The following is a 12,600-nucleotide window of genomic DNA, read 5'->3' on the forward strand; positions in this document are numbered from 1 at the left end:
TTAGTTCACTGTTCGATTTATAGCTTTGTTGCCACATCGCTTTTGTGCCTTGACCGAGAGGCTCTGCCTCTCGAGCTCTCCGCAAGCTTTTCGCGAAAAGCTTGACCAAAAGCTCTCTTCCTTGGCATTCTAACAAAAAATGCACTAAGAATTATCTCACAAAAATCGATTTGCGACATCGGATGTTATTGTTAAAAACGCCTAAATTTGTCCTAAAATAGAAAAAGTTGTGAAAAGCCCTTGAAACTTTGGGCGAAAATGTTGTATAATACATTGGAGTAGACTTCTGTTTTTATAATAATGTATGCGAAGTCGGAAAGGAGCAGACAATGAAACGGGACGATGAGCTTGATATCCATGACGAAAATGCAGAAAATGACAATGATCTCGGCGATGCTGCGGAGCTTTTGATGGCGGCTGAACTTAATTCTGCCGATGAAACAGAAGATGATGATAACGAGTATACCGAATCGGCTGATGAGTACGCCGAGGATGAATATACCGAAGATGTCTATATCGAAAATATTCCCGAAACAGCTGACGATGAACCTCTGCCCGATGATGAAGAAAATATCGGTGAAAATGTCGGATCCAAGCGTAAACGCAGTGTGTTCAGACCTGTTCTGTTTGCTATCATTGTGTGCTTCTGTGTAATTGCAGCAGTGGATATGATGTCTCAGCAGAATGAGATAGAACAGCTGAGGCAGGAAACTGTAATGATGACAGGCAAGATAGAAGAAACAAAGCAGAAGAACGACGAATATACCGCTCTGCTCGAAGCAGACGAAGACGAGTTCATGGAGAGAGTGGCTGTTGAACAGCTGGGCTATTCTTACCCGAATGAAAGACGCTACTACATAGTGAACAAGTCGGAATAAAATAAACGATATAAAATATTGCAAACGGCTTGGTACGGTATCCTGTGGGTACGATAATATGCCGTTTGTACAAATAAATAAAATAATAAAGTGAGGAAGTAAAATCCAGATGCAGCTTGAAGTAGGAAAGATCTATGAAGGAAAAGTAACCGGTATCACAAAGTTCGGCGCTTTTGTTGAACTTGACAAGGACACCACCGGCATGGTACATATCTCCGAGGTGGCTAACACCTTTGTCAGCGAGATTAAGGATCATTTGCAGGAGGGTCAGACTGTCAAGGTAAAGGTTCTAAGCATGGGTGAGGATGGTAAGATATCTCTGTCCATAAAGAAGGCACAGCCCGCTCCCCCGAAGAAAATGGGCGATAAGGGCGGCAGACCTATGGGCGGAAACAATAACCGCGGCGGTCAGGGCAGACCTCAGGGCGGTTTCAGACCCCGCCGTGATGACAGACCTCCTCAGGATTTCAGCAAGAACCCTCCCCCGATATACGATCCCAACCAGAAGTCGGGAAATGCGGATTTTGAAGATATGCTGAGCAAGTTCAAAGCGTCGAGCGATGAGAAGTTCTCCGATCTCAAAAAGATAACCGATAACAAGAGACGCTCACCTTCTCGCAGAAAGTAAGTACGGAGTAAGGCTATGGATAAATTCAAAAAGACCTTTGCATTTTTGTTCTTTGTGATATCAGGCATAATCCTTGGTGGTTTTCTCGCTGAGGTATGTCAGAATATACCCTATTTCAACTGGATGTCATGGGGCAGGGATATCGGTATAGAGAATTGGAATGTTGATCTGTATGTTATCAGGTTCCATATCGGATTTATGATACGCGCTACCCTTTCACAGATGGTAACTATATCCCTTGCGCTCATACTCTTCGCTAAGATCGGCAAGAACTTATGAGAAAATTTGTCAGAGTCCTGCTTGCAGGTATTTCAGCCGCTGTCATGCTGGGCAGCTGCGGCGAAGCCGAAGACAAGGCAGGGAGTATGCTGATAAAGCAGGCGCGTGAGGATTATACTTCTCTTGACAGCGCAAAGGTGATAATGACAGATATTTCCTCGGGAGAGGAAGAACAGTGCTTCACCTTTAAATACGATGAAAAGGATACGCTGATATTTTCCTATTACGGCAAAAGCGATAACAACGAGTACGCACAGTATAATAACGGGCTGGAATGTTTCACCTACGAGAACGGTGAGGTGAAACATTCAGTAAAAAGTGATGCGGATTTTGTGAGGTATACAAGAAAAATGCCCCACCCACAGGCGGATAAGGGGCTGCTGATATATACCCCAAAGAATATAACCTCGGCTAAAGAGGAAACTATCGATGGCGGTATAAAAGTTACCCACGTTTACGATCCTCAGAAGATTGGCGCAAAAGTCGAAAACGGCGAAGTCACGGGTTTTACGGCAGAGTATTACTTTGATGAGGACGGCGGACTAGAATACTTCACCGAGACCACAACAGCCGAGACCGACGGCAAGGAACAGACCTATGCGTACAGGGTCGATATAACCGAAAAAAACAGTGTTGGTACTGTTGAAAACACTGTAAAACAATTTATGAACGATAAGGCGGGCTGATAAATTCCCGCCTGTTTTTTTAAGGAGATAACGATGGTAGTAAATTATACAGAAGAAATACACGGAATAAAATTCAGATTTTCAGCAGAAATAGCCCTGCGCCCTTTTGTTGAACCTCTGCTTGAAGCGATAGAACATATCCCCGCAGAGAGGATAAAGGACGGTTTCAGGATAAGGGCAGGGTTTTCTACATTCCTGCTTAGTGAACATAACGGCGGTTTCGATATAGCCGCCCCCGATTTCACCGATGACCCTCTCACCGCCCTTAACACAGACCTTACCACCGCCCTTGAGATACAGTACAGGCAGGTGCTTCTGCTGAAAAAGCTTGGCGTTATGGGAGATGCTGTGCATTTCTACGATAAGATGGCTGTGGCAAAAGGCGCACTTGAAAAAGATAACCTCGTGATGACCCGTTTCAAGGAGATGGGTTCATCAGGGTGGCAGGTGAACAGCTATTCTTATGACGAAAAAGGCAAAGCCGAGATAGATGATGCGGCGGTATTTGAGCCTGTGTTCGTATATAAGCTGATGGTAAAAAGACCGGAATTGCTGGACTTTATGTGCCTGCCCTATGGTTATACAGCTGTGTTCAGGGGAGAAGACCTTGCAGAATTGTTCGATGATGAAGGGGAAAGTCTGATATATAATTCGTAGCAACAGCGTTATACCCCTCCAAATTTTCAACACTACCGAGATAAATCTGTTGAAAATTAAGGAAGAATAACCCACAACTAACTTTATGATATAAACAGATGTGTACCGGAGGATAAACAACAGTCGATAAAAGAAGAATTTGAAGACAGCGGAATAGAAGTTGATTTTGAATAGTATACTGTAAACAATAAAAAGAGCGGAAATCCAACTTTCCGCTCTTTTTATATTTGATATTATCAGATATCTATCTTGGAATAAAGTCCCGAACCCAGCATTGAATCTTCGGGCTTAGGCTTCTTGTATTCCTTCTCGAAGCTTGTGGTGAAATCAAAGCCTGTGCTCTGAGGACGTCTGCCGCCCTTTCTTCCGCCATTGCCGTTTCTTCTGTTGCCGCCCTTGCCGCCGCGCTTGAAATCTCTTCCGCCGCGTCTGGGGTTGGTGGAGCTGATTATTACCTTTCTGTAAGGATCTTCACCCTTGGACTGTGAGGTAACACCCTCTATCTCGGATACAGCCGCATGGATAATGCGTCTCTCGTAAGGGTTCATAGGCTCCAGCGCAGAAGATCTGCCGCTCTTCTTGACATTGTTAGCGATCTTTGCAGCCAGCTCTTCAAGCTGCTTCTTTCTTCTCTCACGGAAACCGTTGGAGTCGGTAGTGATCCTGAAGTATTCTCTGTCGACCTTGTTGCATACCAGCGAAGCCAGATACTGCAGTGAATCCAGCAGTTCGCCCTTGCCACCTATCATCTCGCTAAATCCGTCGCCGTTTATCTCCAGTGAGATACCGTTCTCGATCTCAGTTACATCAATGGTGATATTCTCGACGCCCATACCTGTCAGTACTTTTCTGATGTACTTAACAGTGATATCGGTCTTTGTCTCGGTGTATTCCGCTTCAACTTTCGCATCGCCCTTCACTTTACCAAAAAGGGACTTCTTAGGCTCTTCAATAACAGTAAAGTTTATCTTGTCCTCGCTCACACCGAATTCCTGTGCAGCCAGGGCCTTTGCCTCCTCAACTGTGGGGGCAGAAAATTCCTGCTTCATAAGTCAAGCTCTCCTCTCGTTGTAAATATATCTCATCAGGATATCCTGTGAAATTCAGTTTCCGTATTTTCTCGCCATCTTTTCACGCGCCTTGCGGAGCTTCTCTCTCTGCTCGTCGGTGAGATTTTTTTCTTCCTCATCCATCTCCTCAGCAGCCTTAGCCCTCGCTTCGTTGATCTTCTTGCGCTGTTCCTGCTTTATCTCGTTCTTGCTCTTCTTCTTGGGCTCTTCATAATCACTGCCGCCTGCCTGCTTTCTTATCTCCGCAGGATCCTTGCCCGCAGCTACCAGCTGAGCCTCAGCCATCTTCTGCATAAGGTTCTGCCTGCCGCTTGTCTTCTTCTTAGCCATATCCTTTTCAACAAGCTCTGCAACGTGCTCGGGAGTATAGATCTTTTTGAGTATGATTATCTGCAGTATACCGAACAATGACGAGAAGCACCAGTATATACCCAGTCCGATAGGATACTTGAATGTGATCCACAGTGAGAACAGGGGCATTATATACAGTATCGCATTGTTTGAACCTGTCATCTTTGCAGCCGCAGGATTGTTCTTCTTGGTATAGTGCTGATTGATGATAGTAGTCAGCAGGTTCAGCAAAAAGCTGAGTATAGGCACAAGACAGCTTACCTTTTTGTCCTTCCAGCTGGGTGTAGTACCCAGATAGATACCCATGAATTCATAGTTGAAATCTTTCGAGAATTTTTCAACATCATTTGATGCAACACTCAGTACATCCGAATATTTGCCGCTGTTATCCTGTGCAAACACGAATGTCATAAGCTCGGGTCTGCCTTCTATAAGGTTCTGTGCGAAATATTTTTCATCAAGTATGAAAGTGTCGATATCATTGTGGAGCTTTATAGCATCTATTACATTATCGATGCCGCTCTCCTTCTTGAAGCTCTTTGCAGACTTGGGATATTCCTCCTCGTCCTTGAAAAGATCTTCCAGCTCCTCATAAGGATCCTTGCCGTCAGCCTCATATCCTGCGATAAGCTCTTCAAGAGTAGTATCGTGATCCTTGACCTCCGCACTTACTATGTGCAGCTGCTTTATCATCTGGTTTGAAGCCTTGACATCGTCCTTGTCCAGATTTGATACATACGTCAACGGACCGTAGATAACAGGTATCATCGCAAACAGTATCAGCATCATTACCAGCATTGGCAGACAGCTCGCCATAGGGTTAACACCCGTTTCGGAATAAAGCGCCATCTGCTCCTCCTGGAGCTTCTGCTTGTTTTTGCCGTATTTCTTTTCCAGCTCGTCCAGCTTAGGCTTCAGCATAGCTATACTTGCCATGCTCTTTTCCTGCTTTACACTCAGCGGGAATACGATCAACTTGGTTATCAGCGTGAATACCAGCAGGGCTATACCATAATTCTTGAATACATAGTAACAGCCCTTCATTATCCATCCCAGAGGGATAGCAATAAGGTCGAACAATTTAACTCCTCTTTTCCTAATTCATTTACCGCGAGCCCATAAGCCCGCAATATGTGCGAAAACACATTACTTTCCTTTAAATATCTGCTGCAAAATAACTTGCATATCTATCCGATATATTCATGCGATACATAAGCATCGTGCAGATGAACATACAACTTATTTCAAAACAGTTCCCTACTTGTCCATGCCTTTTTTTATCCTGAAATAATCTATCCTCACCTTGTCGGGGACTTCATCTATCCCTCCCAGCGACCACGGATTGCACCGCAGCAGCCTCCATACCGTAAGCACCGTACCTTTGATAAACCCATGTTTCTCATAAGCCGTCAGCGCATAGGAAGAACAAGTCGGATAATATTTACACTGCGCAGGCAGCATCGGACTGATAAATTTCCTGTAAACTTTTATAGGCAGTCTTGCCAGCCATGCAAAGGGCGACATGATATTTCCCTTACCTTTTTTTCTTATTCCTGACTTTGTCAAAAGCCCCGTTCTGCGCAGCTTTTTCCATCTCGCAGAAAAGCTTTTCCCTGATAAAACTCTCCATCTCCGCAGAAGTCCTCTCAGCAGCGTCGTTCCTGCCGACAAATACTATGTCGTAACCCATGTGAAAATCAGTCTCGCAAAGCCTGTAAGCAGCCCTGACTATCCGCTTCACCCTGTTTCTGCATACCGCATTTCCCAGTTTTTTTCCCGCGGTTATGCCCAGCCTGTTGAACGGCGTACCATTAGGATAAAAATACGCGCACACATATCCGCATACAGCATACCGACCGCTGCGGTAACACCTCTGGAATGACTTGTTATCCTTTATGACCTGTGTGAACAGCATATCTTTCCTCTCCGAATGTATACTATATCAAACAACAGATATCCCTGCTGTTTACTATTAAAATTTTAATTTATCAACAAAATTAATTTACTCATAAAAAGATAAAGACCTTATACCAAACAAACACATACGATCAGAACGCCGAGCAGAAAATGCACGAATAAGACCCGCAGTTACACCTGCGGATCACGGTCAGCAAAAATACTGCGACCTTTCTGTGCATAACCTGCAAAGCGTCTGTATGACACTGTTTGCTGGTATACGGTCATTGCTCTTTATCAGTGAGTCAGTCTTGCTCTGCCTCTTGCTCTTCTGCGAGCCAGCACCTTTCTGCCGTTAGCAGTTGCCATTCTCTTTCTGAAGCCGTGGACCTTTTTCCTCTGGAGCTTCTTAGGCTGATATGTTCTCTTCATGTCTGTTTCACTCTCCTTTATGAGTCCCGAGCTTTTCACAACTGTACCCTTATCAGGACACACCCGCAAAAAATGTCGGAAAAAATTATCCATAGCCTGTCTTGTAGACATAGCCCTTGTAATTTAACATTATACCTTACTTACATATAGTTTGTCAAGTCAGTTCATAATTTATTTAATAATTATTTATATATTTATTATTTTTATTATTATGATAACCCCTATCATCGGAACACTTCTTCAAAGATCACTTTCCCCTCTCTGACCTGCCGCCCCCTGAGATTAAAGTAAAATTTTTATTAAATTTGTATTTTGATTTGCATATATCCCTGTATATACACGGAAATCAACGCAAATATAGCAAACAAAAACCAGTACTATTATATATATAGGGGGTCTTGAAATTTAATTTGGAATGTGATATAATAAATTATATATTTGTGCCCTTTTTTATTTTTGGCAAAATCTGTAAATTTTTATTATATAAGATCTTCCTGCTTTCCATATCGCGGGAGGGTCTGATAAATGTGCCTCAGCTGAGAATAAACATCGGGTGCATACGGGTAAGATTTAAGGAGGTCGTAAGAGTTGATAAACTCATTCAATGATGTATTTGAAGAGGTATTAAAATATTGCTATCGTCTGACAGGAAGCGACGTACCCAATGATAAACGTATAAGCGAATCGGGATATCGTATGTGGATACAGGTGCTCAAGCCCTATAAGATGGAAAACAATGTGGCGTACCTGCTTGCGAAAAGCGATTTTGTAAAGCAGCAGACCATGACCGCATACGGTGACGTTCTCAACAAAGCTTTTGAGGAAGTAATGGGATTCCCCATCAAGGTGGATATCATGGTATCCGGTGATGACGAACCCGAGGAGAAGAAAGAGATCAGGATAGAGGATACCGAGCTTTCAGACGAAGCAGATGTTTATACCTTCGATAATTTCATAAGAGGCAGCTCAAACAGCCTTGCTTATGCATTCTGTAACGCCGTTGCCGAAAAGTACGATGATAAGAACGCTGAGCAGATCGACCCCGATAAGGTATTCAACCCCCTTATCATATACGGCGATTCGGGTCTTGGTAAAACACACCTTATGAAAGCTATCGAGTATAAGGTAAGCAAGAACCACCCCGAACTCAAGATAATATATACCACGGGCGAAGCGTTCATAAACGAACTGGTCAAAGCCCTCGAATTCAAAGATACTGTAAATTTCCATGAAAAATACCGTAATGCCGACCTCCTGCTGATAGACGATATCCAGATAATCGCAGGCAAGGAGAGAATGCAGGACGAATTTTTCCATACATTCAACGAGCTGTATAATGCCCGTAAGCAGATAGTGCTCACCTCCGATATCCTTCCCTCCAAGATGACAAAACTTCAGGACAGGATATCCACCAGACTTAGTCTCGGCGTGCAGGCTGACGTTCAGGCACCTGATTTTGAGACCAGAATGGCTATCATCAACCGCAAGGCTGAACTTCTGCAGCTCAAACTCTCAGATAATGTAGTAAGACTTATCGCTGAAAAGCTGAAGACCAATATCCGTCAGCTTGAAGGCACAGTCAAGAAGATCAAAGCTCTTACAGTGTATACCAACGAATCTCCGTCAATATCAATGGCACAGAGGGTCATAAAGGAGATAATCATATCCAATCAGCCCTCCGAGATAACCGTGGACAGGATAATATCCGAAGTTGCAAACGCATTCGATGTTACTGCCGATGATATCAAGTCAAATCACAGACATTCAAAGATATCCATCGCCAGAAAGATAACTATATATATATTGAAAGAGGTCAAGGGCATGACATATACCCAGATAGGCGATGCCCTAAATAAGAACCACTCTACCATGACCATACATTACCGCGACGTATCAAATCTCCTCAAATCAAATAAGGAAATGAAGGATACCGTTGACGATATAATCAAAAATCTCAAAGAGAAATAATCAACAATGTCAGTTGCTTATTCTTGATAAACAAATTAAAATTTGTATTAGTTCTCAACATTTTCAACAGGTTTTTCAACATTTCGCTTATCGGAGCGATCCGATATATCTCGGGATATCCCGACAACATCCGACAGATTTTCAAAATTTTCATCATACCCAAAAATTTGTTTTAAAAGCCAAAAAGTTGAAAGTTTTTATACCAACATTTTTTCAACCAAGTTTTAGCTTTTAAACCAACAATTTCTAAACAATTCAACACCCGAAAATTAAGTCAACATCTTCCCAACATTCATCCAACAAAAACTCCCCCCACCGAAACCCGAAGTTCAAAGGGCTTTCACCTACTTTCCAACATTTTCAACACACACTACTACTAATACTACAAATATATCTTAACTTTTGTTTTTCTTATCACGCAAACTCCACTTATCTTCTCACCCCAGCGTTGAATATTCAACAAGACGGAAAACCGTCCTGAAAAAAATACATCAGCACCTAATGAAAGGATTGATAATATGAAATTCATCTGTTCCAAGCAGACGCTTTACGATGCAATAGTCAACGTTTCAAAAGCAGTCTCCGAAAGGTCAACTCTCCCGTCACTGGAAGGCATAAAATTCTCACTGGCGGATTCTCTGCTTGAACTCACAGGCTATAACCTTGAAATGGGTATAAGAACAGTCATCTCCGTAAGAAGCGAAGATAAAGGCTCATGCATAATCAATGCCAGACTTTTCTCCGAGATGATAAAGAAAATGTCAGCTGATGAAGTTCTGATAGATATATCCGAAAGCTATCAGGTAACTATATCGGGCGGTGTTACCAAGTTCAATATGTTCGCAGCTTCTGCCGAGGACTATCCCGAGCTTCCCGAAAAGGACAGCGAGACTCAGATACCTATCGCTCAGCCAGTGCTGAAGAATATGATATCACAGACAAAATTTGCAGTAGCCCTCACCGAGGATAAGCCTATCCTCAAGGGCGAACTCTTCGATATCGAAAACAATACCCTGACTATGGTTGCTATCGACGGCTACAGAATGGCTGTAAGATACGAACCCGTAAAGTTCAGCGAACCCATCAAGTTCGTAGTTCCCTCAAAATCTCTCTCCGAGATACAGGGACTTCTCAGCGATAACGAAGAAGATACAGTGTTCATACACCCGTCAAGAAAGCATATAATCTTTGATATCGGCGGATATGTGGTATATTCCAGACTTCTCGAGGGCGATTTCCACCCATATAAGTCCGCTATACCGAATTCTTCCAATACCGATGTAGTGGTAGACAGAAAAGAGCTCATTTCTACCCTGGAAAGAGCTATGCTGCTTATCAATGACAGATCACCCTCTCCCGTAAGATGCTACTTCGAGAACGATCATGTCAAGATAAACTGTACCACAGCACTGGGTAAGATATCCGATGAGATAAATGCCGAAATCTCAGGTCCCGTTATCGAGATAGGCTTCAAGTGCAAGTACCTTCTCGATCCCCTGAAAGTTATCGATGATGAAAAAGTCAAGCTCAAAATGGGCGGAAGTCTTCTGGCAATGAAGATAGTTCCCTGTGAGGGCGAAAAGTATACATACCTCGTTCTCCCCGTCCGCCTGCCCAGAGAGTAATAATATACCGAAAGGAAAAATATGGAATACAAACAGAAAGAAGTCAGTATAACTTCCGAATTCATAAAACTGGATTCCCTGCTGAAATTCGCAGGCATAGTGGAAACAGGCGGAATCGGCAAGGAGATAATCCTTGAAGAGCGCATAAAGGTCAACGGAGAAGTCTGCACCATGCGCGGAAAAAAGATACGCCCCGGCGATAAAGTCCAGATAGACGAGATAAAGACTGAACTCGTGATAAAGTAATGTTCATTACGGATCTATCGGTGAACGGCTTCAAGAATCTCAAAAATATCGAGATAAAGCCCCATGAGAAAATAAATATCTTCTGCGGAAAAAATGCCCAGGGCAAGACCAATCTCATTGAAGCCATATGGCTGTGCAGCGGCGCAAGAAGCTTCCGCAGCACCAAGGACAGACGCATGATAGGCGACGATGAACAGGTCATGGAGATATGCCTTTCGTTCAAAAACAATTTCCGCGAACAGGATATAAGATACGCTATGGCAAAGCCGAATATCAAGGAAAAAAGCGTTTCTTTGAACGGTGTTAAGCTGAAAGCCCCGTCGAAACTCTTCGGCGGACTGAACTGCGTCATCTTTACCCCCGAAGATCTTGAACTTTCCAAAGGTTCACCCGATAACAGACGTCAGTTCGCCGACCTCTCTGTTTCCCAGATAAAGAATTCATACAGCGCAGTTACCGAAAAGTATGAAAAGCTTATCGAACAGAGAAATACCCTGCTGAAAAATATCTCCTACGGCAGAAGCAGAAGAGAAGAACTGGAAATGTGGGATATCCAGCTTGCCCAGATGGGCGCTTATATATCCCTGCTGAGGTTCAATTATACCAGAAAGCTCTGTGCTATCGCCAAAAATCTCTATTCCGAGATATCGGGCGGCAGCGAGGAACTTGATATAGATTATTATTCCACGGTATATGATACCGCATCTCTTGGCGCAGCTTCGGTCTATACAGGCGAACTCACCGAGCGGTACCTAAATGTGCTGAAAAATAATATCGATGATGATATCCGCGCAGGCTTCACGCAAAAAGGTGTCCACCGCGATGACCTGATATGCAAAATAAACGGTTCCCCAGTGAGAGAGGACGCTTCACAGGGTCAGCACCGTTCAGTTGCACTTATCATGAAGCTTTCTCAGGCGTATATCCTCCATGAGGAGATAGACGATCATCCCGTTATCCTCCTCGATGACGTCCTCAGCGAACTCGACCCCTCACGGCAGAAGTTCGTTATATCAAAAATACACGATATGCAGGTGTTTATCACCTGCTGTGATATGAATATCCCCTTTGATGAAGAACAGCACGGGAAGATATTCAATATCGAAAAGGGTCAGATAAAGAAAAAATGACCCCGAGATAAAAGAAAGAGATGAATGATATGGAAGATATCAGGATAACAGAATGTAAGAACAGACATCTCTATCCGTCAAATCTTTACAAGACCTGTCCTTACTGCAAAAAAGGAGCAGAAGAAATTGCAAAAAGAGAAGCTCTCAAAAAATCTGATGAACGCGAACTTCACATAAATACCCCGGCTGAAAACTCCAGGCTGAGGTTCAATAAGTTTACAGATATTCTCGGGGCTATCTTATCTATCATATTTGCTCCGTTGATCATCTTGTACAAAATCGTTGAATTGAATCCTTATGGATATCCTAGTAGAAATGATATATGGGATCCCCATTTCTGGGATAAGTACACATTCAGATAAATCAGAACGTTTGAACTTTTGAAAAGAGATGAACAATATGGACGAGATCCAAAAAGTAGATGTAGTAAAGTGCGATAAGGGACATCTGTATGCAGCAAATGAATATCGCAGCTGCCCTTATTGCAAGGTATATGAGAAGAAAAAAGAGGAAGAAGCCCAAAGACTGCGGGCGGTCAAATCCCGCGAACTCCATGTGAATACCAGGTGGGAAAACTTCTGTATATGGTTTGAAGATCATTTTGGTACGCTGTTTTCTGTTATATGGACAACCCTGAAAATAATAACAGCGCCTTTAAGATTTATCGCCAAATCCGGACATGAAAACCGGTACGGAGAATGGTACAGGGGCACTTCACGGAGTGAACAGGACAGATGGCTCAGATAAAGACCGT

General features: G+C 43.2%; 16 protein-coding genes. 11 read left to right on the top strand and 5 right to left on the bottom strand.

Features of this window, described 5'->3' with window-relative positions:
- Positions 1 to 329 precede the first annotated feature (329 nt).
- From N773_RS0112900 to N773_RS0112920, 5 genes are all read left to right on the top strand, one after another.
- Positions 330 to 878: an FtsB family cell division protein gene (locus tag N773_RS0112900; RefSeq protein WP_024858160.1), complete on the top strand. Its 549-nt coding sequence runs from the start codon at positions 330 to 332 to the stop codon at positions 876 to 878.
- A 109-nt stretch (positions 879 to 987) separates the two neighbouring features.
- Positions 988 to 1,506 (top strand): S1 RNA-binding domain-containing protein, encoded by a 519-nt coding sequence (locus N773_RS0112905; protein ID WP_024858161.1) that lies wholly within the window; start codon positions 988 to 990, stop codon positions 1,504 to 1,506.
- A 15-nt stretch (positions 1,507 to 1,521) separates the two neighbouring features.
- Positions 1,522 to 1,785, top strand: a complete 264-nt coding sequence (locus N773_RS0112910) for a DUF4321 domain-containing protein (protein ID WP_024858162.1) — start codon at positions 1,522 to 1,524, stop codon at positions 1,783 to 1,785.
- Positions 1,782 to 2,471 (top strand): hypothetical protein, encoded by a 690-nt coding sequence (locus N773_RS0112915; RefSeq protein WP_024858163.1) that lies wholly within the window; start codon positions 1,782 to 1,784, stop codon positions 2,469 to 2,471. Before N773_RS0112910 ends, N773_RS0112915 begins: the two co-directional genes overlap by 4 nt.
- 33 nt (positions 2,472 to 2,504) lie before the next feature.
- Complete coding sequence (locus tag N773_RS0112920) at positions 2,505 to 3,128, top strand: immunity protein Imm33 domain-containing protein (RefSeq protein ID WP_024858164.1); 624 nt, start codon at positions 2,505 to 2,507, stop codon at positions 3,126 to 3,128.
- A gap of 236 nt (positions 3,129 to 3,364) precedes the next feature.
- On the opposite strand, the gene jag is transcribed toward N773_RS0112920, so the two are convergent.
- From jag to rpmH, 5 genes are all read right to left on the bottom strand, one after another.
- Positions 3,365 to 4,177 carry an RNA-binding cell elongation regulator Jag/EloR gene (gene jag, locus N773_RS0112925; RefSeq protein ID WP_024858165.1) on the bottom strand — a complete coding sequence of 271 codons (813 nt, stop codon included), beginning with the start codon at positions 4,175 to 4,177 and terminating at the stop codon, positions 3,365 to 3,367.
- Between the two features lie 54 nt (positions 4,178 to 4,231).
- Positions 4,232 to 5,629: a YidC/Oxa1 family membrane protein insertase gene (gene yidC, locus N773_RS0112930; protein WP_024858166.1), complete on the bottom strand. Its 1,398-nt coding sequence runs from the start codon at positions 5,627 to 5,629 to the stop codon at positions 4,232 to 4,234.
- 177 nt (positions 5,630 to 5,806) lie between these two features.
- Complete coding sequence (gene yidD / locus N773_RS0112935; protein WP_431602474.1) at positions 5,807 to 6,115, bottom strand: membrane protein insertion efficiency factor YidD; 309 nt, start codon at positions 6,113 to 6,115, stop codon at positions 5,807 to 5,809.
- Positions 6,084 to 6,464 (bottom strand): ribonuclease P protein component, encoded by a 381-nt coding sequence (rnpA, locus tag N773_RS0112940; protein ID WP_024858168.1) that lies wholly within the window; start codon positions 6,462 to 6,464, stop codon positions 6,084 to 6,086. Before rnpA ends, yidD begins: the two co-directional genes overlap by 32 nt.
- 278 nt (positions 6,465 to 6,742) lie before the next feature.
- Positions 6,743 to 6,877, bottom strand: a complete 135-nt coding sequence (rpmH, locus tag N773_RS0112945) for a 50S ribosomal protein L34 (RefSeq protein ID WP_024858169.1) — start codon at positions 6,875 to 6,877, stop codon at positions 6,743 to 6,745.
- Between the two features lie 588 nt (positions 6,878 to 7,465).
- On the opposite strand from rpmH, the gene dnaA reads away from it, so the two are divergent.
- The 6 genes from dnaA to N773_RS0112975 all read left to right on the top strand — a co-directional run bounded on the left by dnaA (position 7,466) and on the right by N773_RS0112975 (position 12,593).
- Positions 7,466 to 8,845, top strand: a complete 1,380-nt coding sequence (gene dnaA / locus N773_RS0112950; protein WP_051454287.1) for a chromosomal replication initiator protein DnaA — start codon at positions 7,466 to 7,468, stop codon at positions 8,843 to 8,845.
- Between the two features lie 518 nt (positions 8,846 to 9,363).
- Positions 9,364 to 10,470, top strand: coding sequence for a DNA polymerase III subunit beta (gene dnaN, locus N773_RS0112955; RefSeq protein ID WP_024858171.1), 1,107 nt, complete (start codon positions 9,364 to 9,366; stop codon positions 10,468 to 10,470).
- Between the two features lie 21 nt (positions 10,471 to 10,491).
- A complete protein-coding gene (locus N773_RS0112960; protein WP_024858172.1) occupies positions 10,492 to 10,716 on the top strand; it encodes an RNA-binding S4 domain-containing protein in 225 nt (74 codons plus the stop codon).
- Positions 10,716 to 11,846 carry a DNA replication/repair protein RecF gene (gene recF / locus N773_RS0112965; RefSeq protein WP_024858173.1) on the top strand — a complete coding sequence of 377 codons (1,131 nt, stop codon included), beginning with the start codon at positions 10,716 to 10,718 and terminating at the stop codon, positions 11,844 to 11,846. Before N773_RS0112960 ends, recF begins: the two co-directional genes overlap by 1 nt.
- Positions 11,847 to 11,875: 29 nt before the next feature.
- Positions 11,876 to 12,208, top strand: a complete 333-nt coding sequence (locus N773_RS0112970) for a hypothetical protein (RefSeq protein WP_024858174.1) — start codon at positions 11,876 to 11,878, stop codon at positions 12,206 to 12,208.
- Between the two features lie 37 nt (positions 12,209 to 12,245).
- Positions 12,246 to 12,593 (top strand): hypothetical protein, encoded by a 348-nt coding sequence (locus N773_RS0112975; RefSeq protein WP_024858175.1) that lies wholly within the window; start codon positions 12,246 to 12,248, stop codon positions 12,591 to 12,593.
- Positions 12,594 to 12,600 lie beyond the last annotated feature (7 nt).

It is taken from the genome of Ruminococcus albus AD2013 (genome assembly GCF_000526775.1).
GTDB classification, from domain to species: Bacteria; Bacillota; Clostridia; order Oscillospirales; family Ruminococcaceae; genus Hominimerdicola; species Hominimerdicola alba_A.